At 61.1% G+C, this 26,362-nt stretch carries 21 protein-coding genes and 2 tRNA genes; 11 read left to right on the top strand and 12 right to left on the bottom strand.

The window, feature by feature from the left end; translation table 11 throughout:
- The first annotated feature begins 50 nt into the window (after window positions 1-50).
- Both E0H22_RS19865 and E0H22_RS19860 read left to right on the top strand, forming a co-directional pair.
- Window positions 51-254, top strand: a complete 204-nt coding sequence (locus tag E0H22_RS19865; protein ID WP_233022703.1) for a DUF1127 domain-containing protein — start codon at window positions 51-53, stop codon at window positions 252-254.
- A gap of 28 nt (window positions 255-282) precedes the next feature.
- Window positions 283-894 carry a GNAT family N-acetyltransferase gene (locus E0H22_RS19860; protein WP_233022702.1) on the top strand — a complete coding sequence of 204 codons (612 nt, stop codon included), beginning with the start codon at window positions 283-285 and terminating at the stop codon, window positions 892-894.
- 29 nt (window positions 895-923) lie between these two features.
- Here E0H22_RS19860 and E0H22_RS19855 read toward each other — a convergent pair whose 3' ends face one another.
- On the bottom strand, window positions 924-1,757 hold the full coding sequence (locus E0H22_RS19855; protein ID WP_233022701.1) for an enoyl-CoA hydratase: 834 nt from the start codon (window positions 1,755-1,757) through the stop codon (window positions 924-926).
- A 21-nt stretch (window positions 1,758-1,778) separates the two neighbouring features.
- On the bottom strand, window positions 1,779-2,480 hold the full coding sequence (locus E0H22_RS19850) for an SDR family NAD(P)-dependent oxidoreductase (RefSeq protein WP_233022700.1): 702 nt from the start codon (window positions 2,478-2,480) through the stop codon (window positions 1,779-1,781).
- Between the two features lie 91 nt (window positions 2,481-2,571).
- Between E0H22_RS19850 and E0H22_RS19845 the strand changes: the two genes are divergently transcribed.
- Window positions 2,572-4,326 (top strand): acyl-CoA dehydrogenase family protein, encoded by a 1,755-nt coding sequence (locus E0H22_RS19845; protein ID WP_233022699.1) that lies wholly within the window; start codon window positions 2,572-2,574, stop codon window positions 4,324-4,326.
- A 214-nt stretch (window positions 4,327-4,540) separates the two neighbouring features.
- On the opposite strand, the gene E0H22_RS19840 is transcribed toward E0H22_RS19845, so the two are convergent.
- From E0H22_RS19840 to E0H22_RS19825, 4 genes are all read right to left on the bottom strand, one after another.
- Window positions 4,541-6,082 (bottom strand): hypothetical protein, encoded by a 1,542-nt coding sequence (locus tag E0H22_RS19840; protein ID WP_233022698.1) that lies wholly within the window; start codon window positions 6,080-6,082, stop codon window positions 4,541-4,543.
- Between the two features lie 483 nt (window positions 6,083-6,565).
- Window positions 6,566-6,642, bottom strand: a tRNA-Met gene (locus E0H22_RS19835).
- A gap of 207 nt (window positions 6,643-6,849) precedes the next feature.
- Complete coding sequence (locus tag E0H22_RS19830; protein WP_233022697.1) at window positions 6,850-7,329, bottom strand: VOC family protein; 480 nt, start codon at window positions 7,327-7,329, stop codon at window positions 6,850-6,852.
- A 15-nt stretch (window positions 7,330-7,344) separates the two neighbouring features.
- Window positions 7,345-7,764 (bottom strand): VOC family protein, encoded by a 420-nt coding sequence (locus E0H22_RS19825; RefSeq protein WP_233022696.1) that lies wholly within the window; start codon window positions 7,762-7,764, stop codon window positions 7,345-7,347.
- 320 nt (window positions 7,765-8,084) lie between these two features.
- Between E0H22_RS19825 and E0H22_RS19820 the strand changes: the two genes are divergently transcribed.
- The 4 genes from E0H22_RS19820 to E0H22_RS19805 all read left to right on the top strand — a co-directional run bounded on the left by E0H22_RS19820 (window position 8,085) and on the right by E0H22_RS19805 (window position 12,510).
- Window positions 8,085-9,077, top strand: coding sequence for a tripartite tricarboxylate transporter substrate binding protein (locus tag E0H22_RS19820; RefSeq protein ID WP_233022695.1), 993 nt, complete (start codon window positions 8,085-8,087; stop codon window positions 9,075-9,077).
- 165 nt (window positions 9,078-9,242) lie between these two features.
- Window positions 9,243-9,725 carry a tripartite tricarboxylate transporter TctB family protein gene (locus E0H22_RS19815; protein ID WP_233022694.1) on the top strand — a complete coding sequence of 161 codons (483 nt, stop codon included), beginning with the start codon at window positions 9,243-9,245 and terminating at the stop codon, window positions 9,723-9,725.
- A gap of 13 nt (window positions 9,726-9,738) precedes the next feature.
- Window positions 9,739-11,247, top strand: a complete 1,509-nt coding sequence (locus E0H22_RS19810; protein ID WP_233022693.1) for a tripartite tricarboxylate transporter permease — start codon at window positions 9,739-9,741, stop codon at window positions 11,245-11,247.
- A gap of 150 nt (window positions 11,248-11,397) precedes the next feature.
- A complete protein-coding gene (locus tag E0H22_RS19805) occupies window positions 11,398-12,510 on the top strand; it encodes an HPP family protein (RefSeq protein WP_233022692.1) in 1,113 nt (370 codons plus the stop codon).
- A gap of 6 nt (window positions 12,511-12,516) precedes the next feature.
- Here E0H22_RS19805 and E0H22_RS19800 read toward each other — a convergent pair whose 3' ends face one another.
- Complete coding sequence (locus tag E0H22_RS19800; RefSeq protein WP_233022691.1) at window positions 12,517-13,575, bottom strand: ketopantoate reductase family protein; 1,059 nt, start codon at window positions 13,573-13,575, stop codon at window positions 12,517-12,519.
- Between the two features lie 334 nt (window positions 13,576-13,909).
- Between E0H22_RS19800 and pgm the strand changes: the two genes are divergently transcribed.
- Window positions 13,910-15,562: a phosphoglucomutase (alpha-D-glucose-1,6-bisphosphate-dependent) gene (pgm, locus tag E0H22_RS19795; protein WP_233022690.1), complete on the top strand. Its 1,653-nt coding sequence runs from the start codon at window positions 13,910-13,912 to the stop codon at window positions 15,560-15,562.
- A 19-nt stretch (window positions 15,563-15,581) separates the two neighbouring features.
- Here pgm and E0H22_RS19790 read toward each other — a convergent pair whose 3' ends face one another.
- Window positions 15,582-16,367, bottom strand: coding sequence for an SDR family NAD(P)-dependent oxidoreductase (locus E0H22_RS19790; RefSeq protein WP_233022689.1), 786 nt, complete (start codon window positions 16,365-16,367; stop codon window positions 15,582-15,584).
- 91 nt (window positions 16,368-16,458) lie between these two features.
- Between E0H22_RS19790 and E0H22_RS19785 the strand changes: the two genes are divergently transcribed.
- A complete protein-coding gene (locus E0H22_RS19785; RefSeq protein WP_233022688.1) occupies window positions 16,459-16,944 on the top strand; it encodes a MarR family winged helix-turn-helix transcriptional regulator in 486 nt (161 codons plus the stop codon).
- Window positions 16,945-17,041: 97 nt separating this feature from the next.
- A complete protein-coding gene (araD, locus tag E0H22_RS19780) occupies window positions 17,042-18,781 on the top strand; it encodes an L-arabinonate dehydratase (RefSeq protein WP_233022687.1) in 1,740 nt (579 codons plus the stop codon).
- 113 nt (window positions 18,782-18,894) lie between these two features.
- Here araD and E0H22_RS19775 read toward each other — a convergent pair whose 3' ends face one another.
- From E0H22_RS19775 to E0H22_RS19765, 3 genes are all read right to left on the bottom strand, one after another.
- The gene (locus E0H22_RS19775) at window positions 18,895-20,556 is read right to left on the bottom strand and encodes a bifunctional metallophosphatase/5'-nucleotidase (protein WP_233022686.1); all 1,662 of its coding nucleotides are present in this window, start codon (window positions 20,554-20,556) and stop codon (window positions 18,895-18,897) included.
- A gap of 24 nt (window positions 20,557-20,580) precedes the next feature.
- Complete coding sequence (locus E0H22_RS19770; RefSeq protein ID WP_233022685.1) at window positions 20,581-21,345, bottom strand: crotonase/enoyl-CoA hydratase family protein; 765 nt, start codon at window positions 21,343-21,345, stop codon at window positions 20,581-20,583.
- Window positions 21,346-21,460: 115 nt separating this feature from the next.
- A complete protein-coding gene (locus E0H22_RS19765; RefSeq protein ID WP_233022684.1) occupies window positions 21,461-23,236 on the bottom strand; it encodes an acyl-CoA dehydrogenase family protein in 1,776 nt (591 codons plus the stop codon).
- Between the two features lie 241 nt (window positions 23,237-23,477).
- Here E0H22_RS19765 and E0H22_RS19760 point away from each other — a divergent pair.
- Window positions 23,478-23,552: transfer RNA gene (locus E0H22_RS19760), tRNA-Gln, on the top strand.
- Window positions 23,553-24,139: 587 nt separating this feature from the next.
- On the opposite strand, the gene E0H22_RS19755 is transcribed toward E0H22_RS19760, so the two are convergent.
- Window positions 24,140-26,320, bottom strand: coding sequence for a DNA methyltransferase (locus E0H22_RS19755; RefSeq protein ID WP_233022683.1), 2,181 nt, complete (start codon window positions 26,318-26,320; stop codon window positions 24,140-24,142).
- Window positions 26,321-26,362: the final 42 nt, after the last annotated feature.

Below are 26,362 nucleotides of genomic sequence, written 5' to 3'. Positions count from 1 at the left end.
GCCGTTCGGGTCGATATCTGTATCCCCAAATCTGGTCGCAGGAGAGCGAAATGTCCATTTGCACTCAGGAATCGATGACAAATCATCATGTTTCCACCCGCCCGTCCAGCACGGCCGATACGCTCAGGATGTGGTGGCAGCGCCATCAGCAGCGCCGCGAATTGGCGCAATGGACCGAACGCGATCTGCACGATCTCGGCCTCAGCTGGTCGGAGATGCAGGCGGAAGTCGACAAGCCGTTCTGGCGGGCCTGAGGCCCGTCAGCCAGCGCGGGAGGTTGTCATGAAACACATCGATCTGCACGATCTCGAGCGATATTCCGATGTCCTGCTGTCGCGCTCCGGTGAGGTGGTCGCCCTCCGCTTCGCCGAAGTCGCCGACGCCGGCGCGCTGCAATGCTATTTTCGCGGACTGTCGCCGGGCTCCCGCTACAACCGGCTGATGGGTGCGGCGAGTGAGCTGCCGGAGAGCCAACTCGATCGCTTCACCCATATCGGCGAGGACAACGGCTTTTCGCTGGTCGCCACGACAAAGCGCAACGGCGCCGAAGTGATCATCGGCGAGGCGCGTTACGCGATTGACGATGAGACCAACAGCCTCGAGATTGGTCTGTCGGTGGATGATAAGATGCAGGGGCAGGGCATCGGCGCGGCGCTATTGGGTAATCTCGCATGTCTGGCTACGGCGCTCGGTGCAGGTCGTCTGTTCGGCGACACGCTGCGATCCAATGATGCGATGCTGGCGCTGGCACGGAAGGCGGGCTTTGCCCTCTCGCCCACGCCGGACGACTGGAAGCAGATCCGTTTCGAAAAGAGGGTTGCGTTCGCGCCCGTGGATATTCCGTGTGCGAGCTGGCGATTGGCGGCGATCGCCGCCAATGTACATGCTGCGTAGCCGTCGCGCTTGACCCATTCTGCGGCTTGCTAGCTCCCCGTGAAATTCGGCTTGCGCTTCTCGATGAATGCCTGCACGGCTTCGCGATGATCGGCGGTCATGGTGCCGCGGATCAGGCGCTCGGCTTCGTGATCGCGCGCGGTGGCGAAATCGAAAGCGAGGGCTTCGTCGAGATTGTCCTTCATGTAGCGCAGCGCCAGCGTCGGGCCTTGCGCCATGTCGCGGGCAAGAGCGAAAGCGGCGCCGCGCAGTTCGGCGTCCGGCACCACGCGATTGAACAGGCCGATGCGTTCGGCACGTTCCGCATCGACCTTCTCCGCGGTAAACATCAGTTCGCGGGCGCGTGCGGTTCCGACCAGGCGAGTCAGCAACCACGCAATGCCATAGTCGCCGCTGAGGCCGACGCGCAGATAGCCGGTGGAAATGAAAGCGGATTGCGCGGCGATGCGGATGTCGCAAGCCATGGCGATCGCAAGGCCAGCACCAGCGGCAGGGCCGGGCAGCGCTGCAATGGTCGGCTTGCGCACGGCCACCAGCGCGCCGGTGAGCAGGCGCTGGCGCTCCTGCAGATCGGCCACACGCTCGTCGAATGACATGTCGAGGGTGGACTGCTTGCGATGGGCACCCATGCCCTTGACGTCGCCGCCGGAACAGAAGGCGGTGCCGGCGCCGGTGATCAGCAGGGCGCCGACCTCCGGATTCTCGCCGCACACGCGGATCATGGTGCGCAGCGCGGGGGTTAGATGATCCGACAGCGCGTTGCGGGCTTCCGGCCGGTTGAGCGTAATGACGGCGACGCGCTCGCGGATCTCGCAAAGCAGTTCGTTGGTGCCGGTGTCGACGGTCACGCCGCTATCGCTCATCTTTCGTCTCCTGTTGTCGGCTCAGAATTTCTCGACCCATGGCCGGATTTCGAGTTCCGAGCTCCAAGCCGTACGCGGTTGCTGCAGGACATGCCAGTAATTTGCCGCGATGGCATCGGGATCGAGCAACGAATCCGGCTTGTCCGCGGGCTCGGTGCGGATCGAGCTGCGGATGCCGCCGTCGATCACGAAATGCGCGACATGGATTCCTTGCGGCGCGAATTCGCGAGCCAGCGATTGCGCGAGGCCGCGCAGCGCGAATTTTCCCATGGCGAAGGGCGCCGACTGTGCAAAACCCTTGATGCTGGCGGAGGCGCCGGTGAACAGGATGGCGCCGCGCTTGTGCGGCAACATGCGTTGCAACGCCTGCTGCGCAACAAGGAAACCGCCAAAGGCGCTGACCGCGATGGATTGCGCGACGTCATTCGGTGCAAGTTCAATGAAAGGACCGCGGGCACGCTGGCTGGCGTTGTAGACGACGATATCGGGTGCGCCGATCTGCGCTTCGACATCCTTGAACAGCTTGGCCACGTCGTGCGCTTGCGTGGCGTCGCTTGTGAAGGCTTTTGCGCCGGTCTCGCGGCAGAGCGCATCGAGCTTGCCGGTATTGCGCGCGGCGAGGGCGATACGAATGCCTTGCTGGGACAACAGGCGCGCGAGCGATGCGCTGATGCCTTCACCGGCGCCGACGATCAGGGCCGTTTCGTAGTGCGGGATATCCATGGAAAGAACCTCCGGCTCGGCACTTTATCCGCATGGGTTACGGGTGCATGATGCAGATGGAAACGCCGTCAGCCCATCACAAGAGGCCGCCATGAACGCCCATGCGCAAATAGAAAATCTGATCGCGCCGGATACGTCCGGGATGAATTTCTACCACGCCGATCCGGCGCTGCGTGATTTGCTCCGCATTCACCTGCCAGCCGATCTGTTCAAGCATATCGAGCCGCATCTCGAAAAGCTGGGCGAACTCGTTGGTGGTCCGCTCGATGAAGCCGGGCGCATGGCCGATCGGCATGGGCCGGTGCTCCATCAACGCGACAAGTTCGGTCAGGACGTGCAGTGGGTGGAATACCATCCCGCCTATCGCGAGCTCGAGAATGCGGCTTTCGGCCAGTTCGGCATCCACGCGCTGTCGCATCGCAAGGGCATCATGGGCTGGCCGTCAACCTATCCGGTAGCTGCGAAGCACGCGTTCACGTTTCTGTTCAATCAGTCCGAATTCGGCATGGGCTGCCCGATCAATGTCACCGATGGCGCGGCGAAGCTGCTGTCGAAATTCGGTGACGACGCGCTGCAGGCGAAATATCTGGACGGGCTGACGCAGACCGACATGAGCAAACTGACCCAGGGGGGGCAGTTCATGACCGAGAAGGAAGGCGGCTCGGACGTGGGTAAATTGACCGCGCGCGCGGTGCGGGAGGGCGATCACTGGCGCCTCTATGGCGAGAAGTGGTTCTGCTCCAATGCGGATGCGAAAGTCGTAATGCTGCTGGCGCGGCCGGAAGGCGCGGTGGGCGGCACCAAGGGCGTCGGCCTGTTCCTGATGCCGCGCTTCCTCGACGATGGCACGCAGAACCGCTACCGGATCGTGCGCCTGAAGGACAAGCTCGGCACGCGCTCGATGGCATCGGGCGAGATCAAGCTGGAAGGTGCCATCGCTTACTCCGTCGGCAAGCTCGACCGCGGCTTCGTGCAGATGGCGGAGATGGTGAATTCGTCGCGCCTCTCCAACGGCGTGAAGTCCACCGCGCTGATGCGCCGGGCGTGGCACGATGCGATCACGGTGGCGCGCAATCGCGTGGTGTTCGGCCAACGCATCATCGACATGCCGCTGGCGCGGCGGCAGCTGATGAAGATCCTGCTGGCGACGGAGCAGGGGCTTTCCATGAGCTTCCTCACCGCCGATGCGCTTGACCGTGCGGAAGCGGGCAGCCAGGACGCGGCGGCGTTGCTGCGTATTCTGACGCCGACATTGAAGTTCCGCGCCACGCGCGATGCTCGCAAGGTCTGCGGCGATGCGATGGAGATGCGCGGCGGCGTCGGCTATATCGAGGAATTCGCCACGGCGCGGTTGTTACGCGATGCGCATCTCGGTTCGATCTGGGAAGGCACCGGCAACATCGTCGCCCTCGACGCGCTGATGCGCGCGGTCGGGCGGCATGGCGCGGAAGCGGCACTCGCTGCCGATCTGCACAACCGGCTCAACGAATCGCAGAGCGTGCCGCAAGCGTGGCGCGATCGGCTGCATGCGTTGTCCGATCGGGCAATTTCATTTGCACGCGAGGTTGCCGCGAGCACGGATCGTGAAGGCGATGCGCGGCGTGCCACCAGCGCGCTGTATCATGTGGCCAGTGCCGTCGCGATGGCGTGGGAAGCGCATCGCATCCACTTCCAGCGCGGCGATGCGCGCCGCCTGCTGATGTCACGCCTCGTCATCGAGCATCGGCTGCTGGCGCCGGATCCTTTTGCAGTGGTGGAGAGCGACACACAGAAGGCCATCGTCACGCATCTGCTCGGCGAGCGCGATGTGAGCATGGCGGAAGCGGGGAGGCTGGTGACGGCGTAAGCCGTTGCCGGGCGGAGCCGGCGTGGTCGCGCAGCTATATGAGCTTCAGGGCGAGCCAGGCGGCGCTAATCGGTGTGGACGCACTGAGCATGGTGAGACTCAGGAGCGACAGGAGCAAATAGGCGCTCCAGGCGCGGAATCCCTCAGGTCGATCGTGCCGTCCAGTACATGCGCCTGCCGTGATCTCCAAAGGAAATGATCGCTCTAAAACACATCACTGTTTGGCATCGAGCCCACTAGGGATCTCATCACTTCGAAGATTGTCCAGCATGAGTGCATAGACAGTTTCGGAGGGGAATGCCGCCAGGATGCGAGGTCTGACGTATAGGCCGATTGAAGCAGCGAGCTCTCGGACGAAGGTTGTGCAATCGTGATACAATAGCTGATAGGGACGAGGGTCTTTTATCTGTTTGTCGACCAGGAACTGGATGTTGTTGAACTGTTCTTTATTGATAGCAACGGCCAGCAGAACTTCTGGTTTGTTCACGCCAAGCATCTTGTTAACTTCCGCAGGCGTAGAGACCTTTGGAAGAGGCTGTCCTGCCGGAACTTCAATTTGAGGGCCCTCTGCTCCGATAACCGGGGCGTTGCAATACCAGGCGCTAAGTAGCTGGTGGACAGACGTCGGCACGAAAGGCTGAATGATTGAGTAAGGTCCTTCAATCCATCGCTGGCAGCTTGCACCGCCGATAATTCGATATCCATATCCTGTTATTTTGTACTCGGTTAGCAAGTAGCTTGATTCCACTTTTCGCAGTGCTAGGCGACCAAACCACGCATGCCCCGTCCTTCGCGCCGCTGCGTCTGGATATCTCTCGCTTGCAATGAAAAAGGCAAAGAAACGCTCGGGTTCATCAGCTTGAGTGCCTGAAGCGTCTATGCACTGATAGAAGAAGTCGAACTGAACAGCCGAGAAGATTTCGTTTCGAAGATCACAGCTCTGCGATCGAGAAAATAGGTGTGAGCGGAGCGCGTACTCTACGCCAAACCAAGTTCCCACCAGAGCCGTAACGGCGAAGACGAATATTAAGATCGAAGAGACGATGTATCGGACAGTTTTCAGCGTGTCGGTGAAGATGGAGGTGGCAATCCGATAGGGAAACAGTGCAATCGAAGTAATAAAGGCGCGCCACGTCAATGTTGGAGGCTTGCCAAAAGCGGTGTAGATGGCGAGACCAGAAAGCCCGATCACTGCGGCGACGGAAGATGAGCCTACATAGGCGTAAACGGCTTGTAGCCAGAGCCACGGAGGCTGCGGTGGTACGAGATGTAACGCCGCTAGCACGCCACCCAACGGGAGTGGGGACCAGACCTTTCCAACTCGGAATGCAATCAAATCGAAAAGAAAAAATCCGAACCCTACGGCCATCATTGAACGGCCGACACGGGCGACTATAAGGCGCGGGTTCATCGATAAAGTTCCAAAGAAAAATGCAACTTTAGCGCGCGTATGATGGGTGGCAAGACGCTCTGGTACAATTTTTACCTGTGGACTGCCAATATCGCTACCTTGGGGCAGATCATTGAAATGGTGCGGACCATCCAAAATTCGACGAATGAGTAACCCGTCCGGCGCGCCACGGCGGGTTTTCCCATCTATGGGCACAGCTATGTCATGTCGCTGCACACCCACTATCCAACCTGAGCAATCGGTCGTTCTGTCGATCATCACGCCATCAAAGCTCATGCTTTCAAGGATCAGAGGATCGTTGTGGCAAGCGTTGATGATCCGCGCCTTGATGCGTTCGAGCGTCAATTCTTGAAGAACGTGGGCTCCAAGCTCTAAGGTCCCCAGGCATCCTAACCCGTCACACTCAAGACCTCATTGTTTGGTGTCTGGACACGGATACCCGGCTCGGCTGTCAGAGTTTCATCGAGCTTTATCTGAAGTTGGCGGGAGTCGAGATCAGCGCCACTGTGCCGGCCGTCGAATTGCTCGCCGTCGACAGGGCACGCAGGTTCAGCCGTGCTCGGTCACAAGCCCCTCACGGCCGCCTTGATGGGACGTCATCGCGAGTTTCCTCGGCGGTAGCCGCGGCGGCGGTCGCGCATCTGGGAGGTCAGGATATTGCGCCGCTTCTTCATCCCTGGGCCGTAACTGGACCGGGCTTGGAGATGCAATAGGGGCGGGAGAGGCGGCTGGATCGGAAAATTTGATGAGAGCTCGTGCCCCGACTCAGCTGCGGCTACCTAGAGCAGAGCAATCCAAACTAAAGGGTGCAATCTGTCGGGGGATAGGTGGTAGCGGGAGAGGGACTCGAACCCCCGACCCCAGGATTATGATTCCCGTGCTCTAACCAGCTGAGCTACCCCGCCACAGGGCCGCGGCGGCCAAGATGCCGCATCGCGAACGGGCCGCTTATAAGGACGCAGAGGACTCCCTGTCAAGCAAGCCGTTGCCGGAAATCCGCTTTTCCGCCATTCGGTTAGTGGAGCTCCGGCAGAGCGCCGATTGCGGCGCTCCGCCAAGGGCTTGGAGGCAAGGACTCAGGAGCCAAGGACTTGGCAGCCCAGAAACGGGCGCTAGCCGCCGTCGAAGGCCTTCTTCAGCGCGGCCAGGTCGAGCTTCACCATGCCCATCATCGCGGTCATGGCCCGCTTGGCGCCTTCGCCATTCTCACTGGCGAGCATTTCCGTGAATCCGTTCGGGACGATCTGCCAGGGCACGCCCCAGCGATCGTTGATCCAGCCGCAGGCGTTCGCCTTGCCGCCATTCGCCAGAATGGCGTCCCACACGCGATCGACCTCGGCCTGGTCCTCGCAATGGATGGTGAAGGATACGGCGGTGCTGAATGTGGCGGGGCTGCCGCCGTTGAGGCCGATGAAGCTCTGCCCGGCCAGCGTGAAGCCGACCACCAGTACGTTGCCGGCTTTGCCGCCGGGATAATCGATCGGCGCGCGCTGCACGCGGTCGATGGAGGAGTTGGGCACCAGCGAGCAGTAGAACCGGGCGGCGTCTTCGGCCTCGGTCTCGTACCAGATGCAGGGGGAAATCTTCGACATCGCGCGATCTCCGGCTCAGGATGCCATCGCGGCCTGGGCGGCGGCCATGTCCATCCACATCACTTCCCAGATGTGACCGTCGGGATCCTCGTAGCTGCGGCCATACATGAAACCGAAGTCCTGCGTGGGTGTCGGATCGGCATTGCCGCCGGCGCCGACGGCCTTTTTCACGAGGTTATCGACCTCATCGCGGCTGTCGGCCGAGAGGCAGATCAGCACTTCGCTGGATGTCTTCGCATCGACGATCGTTTTCGAGGTGAACTGCTTGTACTTGTCATGCGTCAGCAGCATCGCGTGGATGGTGTCGGAAAACACCATGCAGGCGGCGGTGTCGTCGGAGAACTGCGGGTTCTTGCTTGCGCCGACCGCTTCATAGAATGCGACGGCGCGTGGCAGGTCGCGGACCGGCAGGTTTACGAAAATCATCTTGCTCATGGATATTCCCTCTCGATTGGCAGTGGTTCTGCACCAAGGACGATGCCGGTGCCGGCGATCCGACACGCGTCTCCTGGAAAATTTCATCCACCTGTCGTTGTCGCGATGCCCGCCATGATGCCGTGGCGTGCGGACGGTTTGTCGCATGCGCGGTTGTCCATCGGAATTGCGACGGCGCGCAAATCATCGTTCATTGTCAAGCTGGCAGCGTTACGACGGAAGACGCACTTTGCGGCGACGATTTCCGCGTTACACTGCCCATAACAAAAAGGTCCGGACAAGCGCCGCGGCCCAAAGAATGAAATTGGGGGAGAATCCAGATGCTGCAGCGCAATTGTTTCGCGTTTTCATTCGCCTTTTCATGCGCCTTGGGGGCTGCCGCGATTGCCACGCTTGGCACGACGACCATTGTCCGCGCGCAGGAATATCCGACAAAGCCGATCACCTTGATCGTGCCCTGGCCGGCGGGCGGCTCCACCGATATCTCGATGCGCGCGATTGCCGATGCGGCCTCGAAGCATCTTGGCCAGCCCATCGCCATCGACAACAAGGCCGGGGGCGGCGGTACGGTCGGCCCTGCGACCATGGCGGCGGCCGCGAAGCCGGACGGCTATACGATCTCGCAGATTCCGATCACGGTATTCCGTCTGCCCCTGATGCAGGAGGTGTCGTGGAATCCGGACAAGGATTTCTCCTATATCATTCACCTCACCGGCTATACTTTCGGCATCACCACCAATGCGGAATCGCAGTTCAAAACCTGGAAGGACGTGGTGGATTTCGCCAAGGCCAATCCCGGCAAGGTGACCTATGCGACGCCTGGCACCGGCACTTCGCTGCATGTGGGTATGGAGCAGATCGCGGCCATGGCCGGCATCAAGCTGACGCAGGTGCCGTTCAAGGGCGGTGCCGAGACGAACGCCGCCGTGCTCGGCAATCACACCATGCTGCAGGCCGATTCCACTGGCTGGCGGCCGCTGGTCGATGCCGGCAAGCTGCGGCTCCTGATGGTGTGGACCGACAAGCGCTCGCCGAATTTCCCGGATGCGCCGACACTGAAGGAGAGCGGCTACCCGATGGTGTATGACTCACCATTCGGTATCGCCGGCCCGAAGGGGATGGATCCGAAGATCGTCGCCAAGCTGCACGACGCCTTCAAGAAGGCCATCGAGGATCCGGCAGTGGTCGCGACGCTGGCGAAATATGACATGGTGCCGAACTACAAGAACACCGAAGACTACAAGAAGTTTGTGGTGGAGGTGACCAATTCGGAGCGCAAGGTGATCGAGAGCATCGGGCTCGGGAAGAAATAGTCCTCCTTGTCCCGGATGCGGTGCCGCGTTCTTGCGCTGCTCCGCAGAGCCAGGACCGTCACGAACTCTGCAGTCCGCTACGGTTCCGGATCAGCAGCGCATCACGTCGCAAGTGCGACGCGCTGCATCCGGGACACGACTTCCTGATGCGACCGAAAGCTTTCGATGTCCGCCACCCGTCCTCCTTTTCGTCTCAACAATTCTGAATTCTGGACCGGCGTGATTGGACTCGCGCTCGGGGCCTTCGTGATCAATGCCGGGCTCAAGCTGAAGCTCGGTACCATCAACGATCCCGGCTCAGGCTTCATGCTGTTCTATATCGGCATCCTGATGTGCGCCTTCGCCGTCACCATCGTGCTGGCCTCCGTCACCGAGGGGGGACCGACTTTCGGCTCGCGCTGGGAAGACGCGCGCTGGAGCAAGCCGGTGCTGATCATCGCCTGCCTGATCGCCTATGCCTTCGCGCTCGAGCCGCTCGGCTTCCTGATCGCAACGATACCCCTGATGTTGCTGCTGCTGCGCATCGTCGATCCCGTGCGCTGGACGCTGGCGATTCCGCTCGCCATCGCCGCGCCATTCGGGGTGTGGTGGGTCTTGAAGCACGGCCTCGCGATCATGCTGCCGTCCGGCGTATTCGAGATCGGTTGAGGGGGACGACATCATGGACGTTCTCGCCAACGTGTTTCATGGCTTCGGCGTCGCGCTGCAGCCGGTCAATCTGATCTACTGCTTTATCGGTGTATTCATCGGCACGCTGGTCGGTGTGCTGCCCGGTATCGGCCCGATCTCGGCGATGTCGCTGCTGCTGCCGGTGACGTTGTCCGGCACGCCGGAGAGCGGCATCATCATGATGGCCGGCATTTACTACGGCTCCATGTATGGTGGTTCGACCACTTCGATTCTCGTCAACATTCCCGGCGAAGCGGCGTCGGTCGTCACCTGTATCGATGGTCACCAGATGGCGAAGAAAGGCCGCGCCGGTCCGGCGCTCGGCATTTCCGCACTCGGTTCCTTCATCGCCGGCACCTTCGCGCTCGTTGCGCTGATGCTCGTCGCGCCGTCGCTGGCAGCGGTCGCCATCGCCTTCGGGCCGGCTGAATATGCCAGTCTGATGGTGCTCGGCCTCGTCGTGCTCACCTTCCTGACGCAAGGTTCGATGGCCAAGGCGCTGTTGATGGCCTGTATCGGCATCGTGCTCGGCCTTGTCGGTCTCGACAGCATCACCGCGCAGCCGCGACTTACTTTCGGCCGCATCGAACTGATCGACGGCATCGGTCTCGTACCCGTGGTGATGGGGCTGTTCGGCCTTGCCGAAGTGCTGCTCAACACCGAGCAGGCCATCAAGCGCGACATCATCAATGCGAAAATCACGCAGCTGTTGCCGAACAAGGAGGACTGGAAGCGGAGTGCCGGACCGATCGGCCGCGGAACCATTCTCGGTTTCTTCCTCGGTATCCTGCCAGGCGGCGGTGCGGTGGTGGCGTCATTCGCGTCCTATGCGCTGGAAAAACGATTGTCGAAGAGGCCGCAGGAATTCGGCCATGGCGCCATCGAGGGCGTGGCAGGGCCGGAAGCCGCGAACAACTCAGCGGCCGGCGGCGCCTTCATTCCGCTGATGACGCTCGGCATTCCGCCGAATGTCGTGATGGCGCTGTTGCTCGGTGCCTTTGTGATTCACGGTTTGCAGCCGGGGCCGCTCCTGATCACCCAGAATGCGGGTCTGTTCTGGGGCATCGTGGCCAGCATGTATATCGGCAATGCGATGCTGCTGGTGCTGAACCTGCCGTTGATCGGCATGTGGGTGCGGCTGCTCAAGCTGCCTTACAACGTGCTGTTTCCGTTGATCGTGCTGTTCACCATCATCGGCGTCTATTGCAGCAGCAACAATGTGTTCGACGTGCATGTGATGATCGCCTTCGGCATCATCGGCTATTTCATGCGCAAGTTCGGCTACGAGCCGGCGCCGCTTGTGTTGGCTTTCGTGCTGGGTCCGCTGCTGGAGAACAACCTGCGCAAGTCGCTGATCCTGTCGCAGGGGAGCCTGACGACGTTCATCGAGCGCCCGATCTCGGCAGCCTGCCTCGCACTCGCTGTGGTCCTCCTGATTGCACCGTTGTTGCCGGTATTGCGGCGAAAGCGTGAGATGGTGGCGCTGGACGAGGGGGCATAGCCGACCGGCTTGCCTTGGGCACGGAACCAGTTAGAACAGCCCAAGCTCGCTCTTCCACGAGCTGCGCCGCCCGCGATGTCGCAGGCGGGTCCATCGTGGTCAACGGTGATCGCGCTTTCATTCTCCCCCGCGCATTTCCGGTCCACATCGATGTCGAAATCCGAAAGTCCCCGTCGGGCCTTGGCGCAGCCGCGCCGTGGCTTCCGGCTGTTTGCTCCGATCCTCGCCGGCGCCAGTCTGCGTGAGCGTATGGTCGCCTGTGTCGGCGCGCTGGTCGGCATTGCGCTGACAGGGGTGATCTGCCGCTTCGTGCTCGGCGGTCACACCAGCCTGCCACTGATCGTTGCGCCGCTGGGGGCCTCTGCGGTGCTGCTATTCGCCGTGCCGGCAAGCCCGCTGGCGCAGCCATGGTCGATCATCGGCGGCAATACGATCTCGGCCTTGATCGGTGTCATCGTTGCGCATCTCGTGAGCGACCAGATCCTGGCGATCGGCTTTGGCGTTTCCACCGCCATCGCTGCCATGTCTTTTACGCGTTGCCTGCATCCTCCCGGTGGCGCGACGGCGCTCACGGCCATCATCGGCGGTCCAGCTGTGACGTCGGCCGGCTTTCTGTTTCCCTTCGTGCCTGTCGGTCTGAACTCGCTGTTGCTGGTGGCGCTCGGTCTGTTGTTTCACAAGGTGTCACGGCACACCTATCCGTATCGGGCGGCCACGCCTGCGCCGAATACGCATCAGACCTCCGATATCAGTTCCGCGCTGCGCGGCGGCTTCACACCGGGAGATATCGACAGGGCGCTGGAGAGTCTGAAAGAGACGTTCGACATCAGCCCTTCGGATATCGAAAGCTTGGTCAGGCAGGTCGAATTGCAGGCGATGCTGCGAACCCATGGCGACATTCTCTGCGAAGACATCATGTCGCGCGACGTGGTGACTGTAGGTGCATGGGACGATGTCGAGCTCGCGCGCATGCGGCTGTTGAAGCACAATGTGCGTGCGTTGCCGGTGATCGACCGGCAGGGACATCTCGTCGGCACGATCGGCCTGCGCGAGATTCTGAGCAAGACGGGCGACATCAGTATCCGGATGTCGCCGGCTTCTGCCGTGTCGAAGCATACCCAAGCCGTGGCCCTGCTGCCGACATTGACCGATGGGCGAACCCATGCGGTCATCGTCGTCGATCACGACCGGACCATTGCTGGCCTGATCACGCAGACCGATCTTCTCAATGCAATCGCGAAACTGGTGCCAACCGCGGCGTGAGCGCCGTCAGATCCCGGTGCTTGATTCCAGCCGCTCGTTGAGCTTCTGATCCACCACATCGACCGTGCGGTCGATATTGGGATTGGTCATGCCGAGCTGATGCGAGATCAGCTTCACCAGCAAATCGACGCGTTCGATGAACGGGGCACCCGCGGCGACGGCGCGCGCCGCAGATGACGGCTTCAGCAGGCTTTCCGCCGCCTTGGCATATTTCGCGAACGGCACCTGATCTCCGGGATCGGCACCCAGTTTTCGCGCGATGGCATCGACGTGATCGTAAATCGATTGCGACACCGCGATATCGCCATGCACGGCCTCGCGGATCGATTGCGGTTCTTCCGGCGTGATGCAGCGATAGTTGCCGGTGAGCAGCATCGACCATTTCGCCAGCGGCACGAACAGCGAGTCGAACACCTTGAGTTTCACCGGCACGTCCTGGCCGTCGAGCCTTACGGCGTCGATATCCGCTTCCAGCTCGCGCAGAATCTTGTTGTGGGCTGCGTCCGCGAACGCAGCAGCCTTGAAATTGGTGGGCAGGCCGACATGCAGCACATTGGCCGCTTCCTCCGGCGGACGGAACGCTTGCGGGTCGGGCGAGCAAAGCGTCACCAGGCCGGGCTCGAAGCGCTCCCATACGGAGGCGTTCGTATAGGCCTCTTCGAGATCCATGCCCTGCAGCGCCGGGATGCGCTTCAGATAGGGCAGCGGCGGCATGTTCATGATCGACAGGCACGGCAGCCTGGCCGTGGCGATCTTGATCATCAGCACGCGGATGGTGTGATTGGTGTATTGCGGCTCCTGCATCGCCAGGCCGACGAGGTCGTAGCGCTTGAGGTCCACCTGATCGGGCGACGTCGCGTCCAGCCTGCCCGGAAGATCGCGGGAAAGAATCGAACGATGGTCCTTTTCATCGCGCAGCTTGATGCGGACTTCGGTGCCGTCGCGGTTGATCAGTTCGGCGGTCTTCTTGCGGCAGACCAGAGTCACGTTGTGACCGGCCATCAGCAGCTTGGTTGCCAGCAGCGAGCCGTAGGAAGCTCCGAGAATGAGGATATTACGCGCCACGATGTTTCCGTCCCATGGAATTGCGGTGCGTCGGTTCCAAGCGGTCCGGCGCCCTTGTGGATACTGTATACCACACTATCGTATCGGAGCCTGCTGTCCAGCCACGTTAGGCCGGCAATGGGGCGGGCGAGCTCTCTCAAGCGGTGGTGGGCTCCTTCGCTAGCGGCGCGTTCGGCGCAGTTCGAGCCGCTGTTCGATTGTGTGGGGAGGCGCGCAATCGAATTGCTTGCGACGTGTTCGGAACGTCTTCCCGCAAGGGGAAGAAAACGGGACCGGGCTGCTTTGTCTCCCGAAACGTGCCATGACTCTCGTCCGTTGTATCGAAGGAGAATTCATGGCTGCTCACGTCCATCCGCTGGCCGGTAAACTGATCGATCCCTCCCAGCTCGTGAACGTGCCTCGGCTCGTCTCCGCCTATTTCGCCGGCAAGCCCGATCCCTCCATCGCTGCCCAGCGCGTCGCCTTCGGAACTTCCGGCCATCGTGGTTCGGCGCTGCATAATTCGTTCAACGAGAACCACATTCTGGCCGTGAGTCAGGCGATCTGCGATTACCGCAAGAGCACCGGCATCGACGGGCCGCTGTTTATCGGCATCGATACCCATGCGCTGGCCGAGCCGGCGATGGTGTCGGCGCTCGAAGTGTTCGCCGCCAATGGCGTTCATGTGATGGTCGACAAGGACGGCGGCTATACGCCGACGCCGGTGATCTCCCACGCCATCCTCACCTATAACAAGGGCCGCAGTTCGGGCCTTGCGGACGGCGTGGTGGTCACGCCCTCGCACAATCCTCCGGAAGACGGCGGCTTCAAATACAATCCGCCGAATGGCGGCCCGGCCGATACCGACATCACCGGCCTGATGGAGAAGGCGGCCAACGGCTATCTCGAAACCGGTATGGCCGGCGTGAAGCGCATCCCGCTCGCGCGTGCCCGCGCGTCCGAATTCGTCAAGCCCTACGACTACATCACCCCCTATGTGAGCGACCTCGCCAATGTCGTGGACATGGATGCGATCCGCAACTCGGGCGTGAAGATCGGCATTGATCCGCTCGGCGGCGCCGGCGTGCATTACTGGGAGCCGGTGATCGAGCGCTACAAGTTGGATGCGACCATCGTGAACACGGCGATCGATCCGACCTTCCGCTTCATGACGCTGGATTGGGACGGCAAGATCCGCATGGACTGCTCATCGCCCTATGCGATGGCGCCGCTGATCCATATGCGCGACAGGTTCGACGTCGCCTTCGCCAATGACACCGACGCCGACCGCCATGGCATCGTCACCCGTACCGGCGGGCTGATGAATCCGAACCACTATCTGGCGACATCGATCGACTATCTGTTCGCGCATCGTTCGAACTGGCGCAAGGATGCTGCGGTCGGCAAGACTATCGTCTCCAGCGCCATCATCGACCGCGTGGTGAAGAAGCTCGGCCGCAAGCTGGTCGAGACGCCGGTGGGCTTCAAGTGGTTCGTGAACGGCCTCGTCGATGGCTCCTTCGGCTTCGGTGGCGAGGAGAGTGCCGGCGCCTCGTTCCTGCGCAAGGACGGCACGGTGTGGACCACCGACAAGGACGGCCTCATCCTCGGTTTGCTCGCAGCGGAAATCACCGCGGTGACCAAGGAGGATCCGAGCCAGCGCTTCGAGCGGCTGACGGCCGAATTCGGCACGCCCTATTACGAGCGCATCGATGCCGCGGCGACGCCGGAGCAGAAGAATGTGCTCAAGAAGGTGACGCCGGAGCAGATCGGCATGACCGAACTGGCCGGTGATCCCGTCACGGTGACCGAGAGCAAGGCAGCCGGGAACGGCCAGAGTTTCGGCGGCATCAAGGTCAGCACCGCCAATGGCTGGTTCGCGGCGCGACCGTCGGGCACCGAGGATGTCTACAAGATCTATGCGGAAAGCTTCCGCAGCGAGGCGCATCTGAAGCAGATCCAGAGCGAAGCGCAGGCGGCCATCGGCAAGGTGTTCGGAGCCAGATAAGGCTGAAACGGCGGCTCGCTCACGATGCGCTGAAGCCGCCATCGGCGGCCAGCACGTGGCCGACGATATAGCCGGCGTCGTCCGAGGCGAGCCATACCACCGCCTCGGCGACTTCCTCCGGCTGGCCCATCCGGCGGATCGGCAGGCCGGCGGCCACCGCCGACATGTCCGCGATGCCCGAGGCCAGCATCATGTCGGTGACGACGCGGCCCGGCGCCACCGCATTGATGCGAATGCCGCGCGGTCCACATTCCATCGCCGCCGAGCGCATCAGCGAAATCACCGCGGCTTTCGAGGCCGAATAGAGCGAAAGGCCAGGATTCGGATTGCGCATGCCGCTGACCGAGGCGTTGACGACGATGCGCCCGCCTCCGTTCTGCTCCATGGCCTGGATCTGATGCTTCAGGCCAAGAAACACCGAGCGGACATTGGCGTCGAACACGGTGTCGTAGACCGTGCTGGTCTGCTGCTCGATCGGCGCGCGCCGTTCCTGATAGCCGGCATTGTTGAAGGCCACGTCGAGCCGCCCGAAACGGGACATCACGGCCTGAACCAGACTGGCGACCTCGGCTTCTTCGGTCACATCGGTGCGCACGAACAGCGCCTTGGCGCCGAGCCGGCCGCAGTCTTCGGCGGCGGCCTGTCCCTCGGCTTCGCGACGGCCTGCGATCACCACCGCCGCCGCGCCTTCCTGCGCCATCAGCAACGCAGCCGCCCGGCCGATACCGGTGCCGCCGCCGGTCACGAGGCAGATGCGTCCGGCCATGCGGTCGCGCGCGCGGAACTGGGCTGCGCTGGTTGTCATGGTCATTCCTTGCATGGATCGTGCTAACACGGTCTTTGTTCGTTGCCAGCAATATAGTTGTATCGTGCAACTATCGTCAAGGAGCCCGCGATTGTCCGATATTGACGCCGATTTGATCGATCACATCCGCGCCGCGTCGCGTCTGATGGTGCGCGAACTCGGCTTCATGCAGGCAACGGTTGCAGCGACCGACTATCCGCCATCGGCGGTGCATGCGCTGCTGGAAATTGGTGCCCGCGAGGCGATGACTGCGGTCGAGCTGTCGGCATTTCTCGGTCTGGAAAAATCCAGTGTCAGCCGGATGATCCGCAAGCTGATCGACGCCGGCGAGCTGAAGGAAGCCGCCAGCGCCGGCGACGGCCGCGTCAAGCGACTGCTGCTCACGGCCAAGGGGCGGCGCACGCGCGACGCGATCGCGGCCTACGGGCAGCGGCAGGTCGTCAACGCCCTGCAACAACTTACGCCGGCCCAGCGTCAGAAGGTGGCCGAAGGTCTCGGGCTCTATGCCAAGGCACTGGAAGCGCATCGGTTGGCGGACACGCAGACGCTGGATCGAACATTGGCCAGGCGGTCTTGAACCGCTACAGTCGAATGCTGCATATGTAACAAGCTTGTCCGGTTCGCACTGAGCAAAAACAAGTCGTGCCAAAGCAAAAAGAAACAGGGATGGAATGATGCCGGACCACAAGAAGACCCCCGACCAACTCCGCAGCGCCCGTTGGTTTGCGCCGGACGATCTGCGCTCCTTCGGTCATCGCTCGCGCGCGATGCAGCAGGGCTATGCGCCCGAGGAGTGGAAGGGACGGCCGGTCATCGCGATCCTGAACACCTGGTCGGAAGCCCAGCCGTGCCACATGCATTTCAAGACGCGCGTGGACGATGTGAAGCGCGGCATCCTGATGGCCGGTGGTTTTCCGATGGAGCTGCCGGCGCTGTCGCTGTCGGAGAGTTTCCTCAAGCCGACGACCATGCTCTATCGCAACATGCTGGCGATGGACGCGGAGGAGCTGCTGCGTGGTCATCCCGTCGACGGTGTCGTGCTGATGGGCGGATGCGACAAGACTACGCCGGGCCTGTTGCTGGGTGCCACGTCCGCCGGCTATCCCGCGATCTATTTGCCCGCCGGGCCGATGTTGCGTGGCAACTGGAAGGGCAAGACGCTCGGTTCCGGCTCCGACGGCTGGAAATACTGGGATGAGCGCCGCGCCGGCAACATCTCCGAAAAGGAATGGCTGGAAGTCGAAGGTGGCATCGCCCGCAGCTATGGCACGTGCATGACCATGGGGACGGCCTCAACGATGACCGCAATCGCGGAAAGTATCGGCATGTCGCTGCCCGGCGCATCGTCGATCCCCGCGGCTGATGCAGGCCATATCCGCATGGCATCCGCCTGCGGGCGCCGTATCGTCGAGATGGTGTGGGAGGATCTCACGCCCGCCAAGATCCAAACGCGAAAGGCGTTCGAAAACGCCATCACCGTGGCAATGGCGATGGGCTGCTCCACCAATGCGATCATTCACCTGATCGCGCAGGCGCGTCGCGCCGGGCAGGATATCAGCCTCGACGATTTCGAGCGCGCCAGCCGCAAGGTGCCCGTCATTGCCAATGTACGACCATCCGGCGACACCTATCTGATGGAGGATTTCTTCTATGCCGGCGGCCTCCCGGCTCTGATGAACCGCATCAAGGATCATCTGCATCTCGACCAGATCACCGTGACGGGAAAGACGCTTGGCGAAAATATCGCGGGTGCTGAAGTGCATAACGACGACGTCATCCGTACCGTGGAGAAAGCGATCTATGCCGAAGGCGCGCTGGCCGTGCTGAAGGGGAATCTCGCGCCCGATGGCTGTGTGATCAAACCATCCGCCTGCGATCCGCGTTTTCTCAAACATACCGGTCCGGCGCTGGTGTTCGACGACTATCCCAGCATGAAGAAAGCGATCGACGACGAAAGCCTCGATGTGTCGGCCGATCATGTGCTGATCCTGCGCAATGCCGGCCCGCAGGGCGGTCCGGGCATGCCGGAATGGGGGATGCTGCCGATCCCGAAGAAGCTGGTGAAGCAGGGTGTGCGCGACATGGTGCGAATTTCCGATGCACGCATGAGCGGCACCAGCTATGGTGCCTGCATTCTGCATGTGGCGCCGGAATCCTTCATCGGCGGGCCGTTGGCGCTGGTGCAGAACGGCGACATGATTACGCTCGATGTGAACGCGCGTACCATCAATCTCGATATTTCCGACGAGGAGATGGCGAAGCGCCGTGCCGCCTGGAAAGCGCCGGAGAAAAATTACGAGCGCGGCTATGGCTGGATGTTCTCAAAACATATCCAGCAAGCCAATGAAGGCTGCGATTTCGATTTCCTGCGCAGCGATTTTGGCGGGCCGGTGAAGGAGCCGTCGATCTATTAGTAAGGCGGATTAGCCGAAGGCGTAATCCGCCGTTCTTCGGAACGCAGCTTCGGCCGGCGGATTACGCTACGCTAATCCACCTTACGGCAAGGTCGTGCGAATAGTCGGACGCTTCAGTTCACCCGTGAAATCCGATCCACAGGTCCGGGTGATACTGGGCTGTTGCTACGCAGATAGCCGCTGAGCGCATCGACGTCATAGACACCGATCACCGGGTCCTTGCCATCCTTCAGCACGGTGAAGCCATCGCCGCCGACGGCGAGGAAGTTGTTGACCGTGATGCGATAGGGGCTGGCAAGATCGATCGGCACGCTGCCGAGCTTCATACTGTCGGCGACGACCCGGTTTCCATCGCCGGCGGCATTGTCCCATGTATAGCTGAAGCCCCTGGAGACCTGCAGGATGCGCGGGCGCTTCGGATCGCGCCATTGCTGCTCCAGCATGGTTCTGATCTGCGCTCCTGTCAGCGTCAATGTCACGAGCTGGTTGCGGAAAGGCTGCGCCGCGAAAACATCCCCGTAGGAGACGTCGGCGTCCGGTTTCTTGATGATGTCGCTGCGAATGCCACCGGGATTGGTGAAGGCGATGACGGCTCCTCCACGATCCCTCGCAGAGGTGGCGGCTAGATGGGAATCGGCAATGACATCGCCGAGCGGGCTTTCGCCGGTCTCCGTATTCGGCATCCGCGACAGCGTCGCAGTGATGCCACCCGCGGGCTGTGCGGCGATCGGGCCCGCGACCTTGTCATAGGCGGTGAGCAGCGCCGTCTGCGCGGGATCCGCGGGCAGGGACGTGTGTACGATGACGTTGTTTGCCTTGGCGCTGACGATGTCGCGCGTGCTGCGGTCGAGCTTGAGATCGATGTTGGTGATGAGAGTGCCGTACTTGTCGCCGGAAGTGACGAGGCGGCCGTCGATCTCGCATGTATAGGCGCGGTGTGTATGGCCGCTCACGACGACATCCACCGCCTTGTCGAACTTCTTGACGATATCGACGATGGGGCCAGAAATGCCCGGACATTCGTTGTAGTCGCCGGCGGGGAAACCACCTTCGTGGATCAAAGCCACGATGGCCTCGACGCCCTTGCTCCTGAGTTCTGGCACCAGCGCGTTCACCGTATCCGCTTCGTCGCGGAATTCGAGGCCGACAATGCCGGGAGGCGCGACGAGGCCGGGCGTGCCTTTCAGCGTCAGGCCGATGAAAGCAATCGGGACGCCTTCGAAATCCCGAATCTCGTATGGCGGCAGCAGTGGCTTGCCGGTCTGCGTATCGATGGTGCTGGCGGCGAGATACCGGAATGTTGCGCCCTTGAACGGATGTGGTCCCTTGCAACCATCGATGGGATGACAGCCGCCGTTCTGCATGCGCAGAAGTTCGTCGCGGCCTTCGTCGAATTCGTGGTTGCCAACGGATGCGATGTCCAGCCCCATCATGGACAGTGCCTCGATGGTCGGTTCGTCGTGAAACAGCGCGGAGAGAAACGGGCTCGCGCCGATCAGATCGCCGGCAGCGACGAAGGCGGTGTTCTTTTTTCCAGCACGCAGCTGCTTCACCAGCGTTGCCAGATGCTCGGCGCCGCCCGCAGGCACGGTGATCTTTTTCGTCCGGTCGGCGGGATCGTCTATGGTGATGCCACCGGGGGCAGGACGCAGATAGCCATGAAAGTCGTTGATCGCGAGTAGCGTGACATCGACCGGTTCGGCCGATGTCTGGGCATGGGCGAGCGGGGCGCAGAGCAGAGAGGCAGCAGCGAGGATGGCGTGAAGTCGGGGCATGCCGTCTCGTTTAACGCAGGAATGTTACGCCTTCTTGCGCGCGAAAAATGCCTGGAACGCGGCGATTGCCTCCTGCGATTTCATGCGTTCGCCGAACAGGTGGCTTTCCTGATCGATGCGGCGGGTGAGATCCTCCGGCGGCAGCTTCAACAGCTTGCGCGAAATGGCAACGGCCTCCGGCGGCAGGGCGCAGATGTCGCGCGCGACCTTGCGCGCCTCGACTTCCGTATGGCCGGGCGCGACGACCTCATTGACGAAGCCGGCCGTACGGGCGTCTTCCGCATGCATGGTGCGGCCCATCACCAGCGTGGCGAAAGCACGCTGGTGGCCCATGGTGCGCGGGAACAACAGGCTTGAGGCGCCCTCCGGCACCAGACCGAGATGGATGAAGGGCGTTGTGAAGGTAGCGGTGGTAGAGGCCAGCACGTAATCGCAGTGGAACAACATGGTCGTGCCGATGCCGATGGCGATGCCGTCCACGGCGGCGATGATCGGTTTGGTGTTGTGGGCCAGCGAATAAAGGAACTTGATCGCGTTCGACGAGCGGAATTCCGCCGAGCGCGTGTCGGTGCCGTCCTTCAGAAAGTCCTGCAGGTCGTTGCCTGCCGTGAAGACGCCGGAGCCGCCGGTGATGATGAAGCAGCGGATGTCCGGATTGTTCTGCGCCGTGTCGATGGCGTCCGACATGGCGCGATACATGTCCTGCGTGAGCGCATTCTTCTTTTCCGGCCGTCGCAGCGTAATCACGCGCGTCGCCTCTTCATCGGTCACGATGAGGTGTTCGGTCATGCGGCCCCCTTGGCTCCTCGCGTTGTCACGATGCGCGCGGCACTGCGTGCATCAACGTCTTACGGTCGGATGTTACATCAATCCGAACCGGCGGATAGCTGGAAATGAATACCGATCAATCGAGCAGAGCAGCGTCGGCGGCCATCACGGCTTCGGCGGAATCCATCACCGTGCGTTCCAGTGCACCGGCCTGGACAGCGACATTCTCGGCGAAGAAGCGGGCAACGGAGACATAGCGTGTGGAATTGCCTTCGCTCTCACGGGCCGCCAGAGCTTCTTGGGCCAGCATGCAGCCGCCCAGCGCCGAGCCGAACAGGCGCAGATAAGGCGTGGCGCCAGCCAATGCGTCGTTCGGCGCCGAAGCCATTTTCTCCAGCAGCCATTTGCTCGAACGTTCCAGGCTGCCCAGCGCGTCGCGCAGTTTGGCGCCGGTGGTGCCGAATGCAGGGTCGTTCGATGCTTCGATCCTTGCGACGATGCCGTTCAGTTCGTCGAGCAGGACCCAGACAGCCGCACCGCCGCCGGCGGCCAGTTTGCGCGTCACGAGGTCGATGGACTGGATGCCGTTGGTGCCTTCGTAGATCGAGGCGATGCGCGCATCGCGATAATGCTGCGCAGCGCCAGTTTCCTCGATAAAGCCCATGCCGCCATGGATCTGCACGCCGAGCGATGTCACCTCGTTACCGATATCGGTGGAGAAGGCCTTGGCGATCGGTGTCAGCAACGCGCCGCGGGCGGCGGCCTTGGTGCGTGTCTCTGCATCGGGCGCGCGTGCGGCGATATCCAGCGCGACCGCGGTGGCATAGCAGATGGTGCGCGCGGCAGCCGTGAGCGAGCGCATCTGCATCAGCATGCGCTTGACGTCGGGATGCACCATGATCGGGTCCATGCCCTGCGTTTTGCTGCCGATGCCGCGGCCCTGCTTGCGCTCCTGCGCAAAAGCGAGGGCCTGCTGATAGGCACGATCGGCGATGCCGACGCCCTCGAGGCCGACGCCGAGGCGGGCCTGATTCATCATCGTGAACATGCAGAGCATGCCGCGATTTTCCTCGCCGATCAAATAGCCGATAGCGCCGCCGGCATCGCCCATGGTCATGGTGCAGGTCGGCGAGGCATGCATGCCGAGCTTGTGTTCGACGCCGGACGGATAGATGTCGTTGCGCGCGCCCAGCGAGCCGTCGGCATTGACGAGGAATTTGGGGATCAGGAACAGGGAGAGGCCCTTGGTGCCGGCGGGCGCATCGGGCAGTCGCGCGAGCACGAAATGCACGATGTTGTCGGTCATGTCGTGATCGCCATAGGTGATGAAGATCTTGGTGCCGAACACGCGATAGGTGCCGTCCGCATGCCGTTCCGTGCGGGAGCGCAGGGCGCCTACGTCAGAGCCCGCTTGCGGCTCGGTGAGTTGCATGGTGCCGGTCCATTCGCCGGTCACAAGCTTTTCGAGATAGATCTTCTTGAGCTCCTCGCTGCCATGGGCGTCGAGCGCCTCGATGGCGGAGAGGGTGAGCAGCGGGCAGAGCCCGAATGCCATGTTCGAGGCGCTCCAGATCTCGGTGCAGGCGGCGTTCACGGCCAGCGGCAGGCCCTGGCCGCCAAAGGCTTCGGGGCCGGAGACCGCGTTCCAGCCCGCTTCGGTCCAGCGCTTATAGGCCTCCGGCCAGCCCGGCGCGGTGGTGACCTTGTTGTCCTTGAGCTTGATTCCGTTCTGGTCGCCGATGCGGTTCAGGGGGGCGAGCACGTCGGTGGCGAAGCGGCCGGCCTCTTCCAGCACCTGGGCGGTCATCTCGGCGTCGAAATCGCCATAATGGCCGGCTTTGAGCGCGGCCTGGAGCCCGGCACCGTGGTTCAGGGCGAGCAGAATGTCGTTGATTGGCGCACGGTAGGTCATGGCATCTCGCTCCCGGGTCTTCTTTGGGTACACTCTTCAGCTTTCTGCCGTCTTCCCATGATTTGAGATGGCTCTCAACACGCCAAAGGGCGCATTTCGGCCGGACGTGCTCTGCGGCTCCCCGAAAGACCGGAGGAGCCGTGGAACATTGGCCTCAGGTGGTTGAAATCGTGAACGTCTCTCTATAGACCGGCGGAGCCGGCGCGCGCTGCAGGTTCCGATCGTCTCGCGCCGCTGCTGTTGGGGCGTAGCCAAGTGGTAAGGCAGGGGATTTTGATTCCCCCATGCGGAGGTTCGACCCCTCCCGCCCCAGCCACGCAGTACGGGCATTCGACCAAGCTGCCCGATTTGCCGAGAAAGGCCCGCATTCGGCGGGCTTTCGCGCACTCTGGAAAGTCTCCGGCTGGCGCAACCGACCCCGTACACCGCCAAAATCCCGAAAGTCTCTGGCCGACAGTTTGGAAATTACCATTTTTGGGAGTTTGCGGTTGGAGACCCGGTTCGATCACCAATGCGGCCTAATCCTGGCACTCGGTCGCCGACTATTTTCTGGGTCTGAATGCGAGGGGTTGGGAATCTCGCTTCCCGGACTGCCGCCCGATCAAGGTGCTTGGCTTTGGCGCACTCCAGGGAGGAGGCGCGACGGCACCAATTGGGAGCAATTCGCGTATCCACGGTCACAATCGAGAAGCACCCGAAGCGCTTGGCTCTCTCTATAGATGCGACCCGCGAGCAGGCCGTTATGAGCGGGGAAAGGACGCCTCGAATTCGGGTAAAAGCGTATAAAATCAACGATCCGGGTTAATTTTGGAAACGTTTGCGAAGCGTTGGTTTGCCTATATCGTTGGTTATTTGTTGGTTGTTCGCTTCGCCGTGGCACCGCCTTTGATTGGCAACGAGCCGTTATTTCGACAAGCGTAGTCCAGCCTTCTTTGATGCCGCCTTCGATGTTTTCGAATTCACCGGATCGACAAACAAACTCTGGAGCTCGACTATCGCGTTTTGGATAGATGCTTCCGAGAGCTTTAGCTTTTCCACTTTCGGACGCCACTCGTTGTCGTTGCTGATGAAAGACAAGACGTTCGTGGCTGTTGCGGCTTTTCCGCTACGCACAAGCGCAAGCATTGCGTAATCAACTGTCGCCAAAAGCTCCCAAATATCGTTGTGCTTGAACTTAAATCTGTCGCGCACCCATGAAGCAGCTCTACAAAAATCGAGCTTCTTAATCCATGCGTTTGCATCATCGCGAGCTGTACCGGGCGAATGCCCGGGACCGAACTTGCCAGTAGCAGTCTTGATCCAATTTCTCTCCAAAGCGACCTTCATTCCACCAGAGTAACGCAGCGACGGATTGTAAGGTCCGGCAGCTTTCCGTAGGTACTGCCTGTCAAGTTCGCGATCACCCAAAAAGCGGCGTGCGAAGTACACAGCCTTTTGGAGTCGGAAATTTCCCAAGGGCTGACCACCATCTTCATGGAAAGCTTGAATCACGGCCGCCACGAGCACAGCCTCTTCGTGGGGGACACCGATAGCGGCGGACTGTTTTTCTCGAAGTAGAGTGACGTTGATACCGTTGTCTGCACGAACGGTTTTGGCATTGCGCTCGAATATGTCGTGAAGCATCGCCGGGATCAGCGCTTCCGCATCTTTTGCCGTTGCAGCGCGGATTTCGCGAATCTCACGAATATACTCACAAAGTTGGTCAAACTTCCTCTGTTCGTGAATCTTTGGGACTGGAACTGTGATTGCCTCTGCCTTCGCGATGCCCAAAGTTCGGTTTCGGCCCGCGCCGCCCGGAGAGGCATTGCCGACCTTCTCTAACCCCTCAGCACTTAAAAGATAAAAGCGAAGGAATTTCGCAGTTGCTTGCTCCACTTCTGGAACAAATGTCAAAAAGCGGTGTGATCCGACGCGCAGATGATCCTTCTCACCCGGAACGGCAATCGCACCTTCCCAAGCAAAAACTATGTTGAACAGAAGATCCCCATTGTGAATCTCAAAAAGGCGCTTGCTGCCGACATCTAGCCCCGAGAGGGTATGACGACCATCAAATCCGTTGGCTCCTGCATACTCCCACACGTTGGTGCGGTTACGCCCGTGTTTACCGAGCTCGACATTATTGCGTTGCTTGCTCTTGCCCTTCTTGTAGACGAATACGAACTCGTGCCGTGACCTGTAGAATGAGCCCATGCCTCCGTTGGCCTTTACCCAGACCACGACATTCTTGAGCTCACTATAGATGGAGCTACCGGCCGCGAGAAGTTCCTGCGCGTGACGCCAGTCCATGAAGATGTAATGGATCGACCCGTCAGCACTAGCAGCTGCCAACTGCCTAAATGCACCGAGTAAGAACTCAGTAAATTGAGCTCCTTTCATCTCCCCGGATGCCATCGCGAATTCGCGGTGCTTTAGCTTTCCTTTTCCTCCAACGTGGCCTTGAACTGCGACGTTGTAAGGAGGATCGGTTCTGACGACGGATGCCGTCTCGCTGCCGAGAAGTATCTTAAACGAGTCGCTCTCTAAGGAGTTGCCGCAGAGGATACGGTGGTCACCCGCAAGCCAGAGGTCACCCAATCGTGAGATGCGGGCGCCGGCATCGGCTGTCGTGATGTCTGTCGTTGTCGGAGCTTTGACCTTGGCGTCGCTGGTTTCGATCAGTATGTCAATCTCAGCGGCCGAAAAGCCGGTCAACTCGATATCAAAGGTAATATCTTCGACGGTCCAGTGCTTGAAGACGTCGGCAAGAGCCGCGTCGTCCCACTGGGCGGATTGCGGGATACGCTGAATGCCGATGCGATAGGCATTTAATTGATGAGGCGTGAGGCCGCCAACCCGAACAATCGGGACGTCGGTCAATTCCAGGTGTTTGGCTGCGTGAAACCAGATCTCACCCTCCACGATCTCATCCTTGGCATCCAAAACAATGGGCAGGCGAAGACCGAACTCCTCAAGGAATCGGGCTGCTTTGCGTACGGTTTCCTTCCTAAAAATCCGAAACGATCGACTCGTTTTAATGCTGCCGATGGGCAGTCGCTCGATTGCCTCTATGTCGGTGACAATGTGATTTAGCCGCTCTGTTTGCATGTGAACTCCATTGAACGACTGCCGTGGGGCAGCCAAGAGTTC

Origin of the sequence: Rhodopseudomonas boonkerdii (genome assembly GCF_021184025.1) — a bacterium.
GTDB lineage: Bacteria > Pseudomonadota > Alphaproteobacteria > Rhizobiales > Xanthobacteraceae > Tardiphaga > Tardiphaga boonkerdii.
The sequence above is the reverse complement of the archived record's forward strand: the minus strand, read 5'-3'. Positions and strand labels throughout refer to the sequence as shown.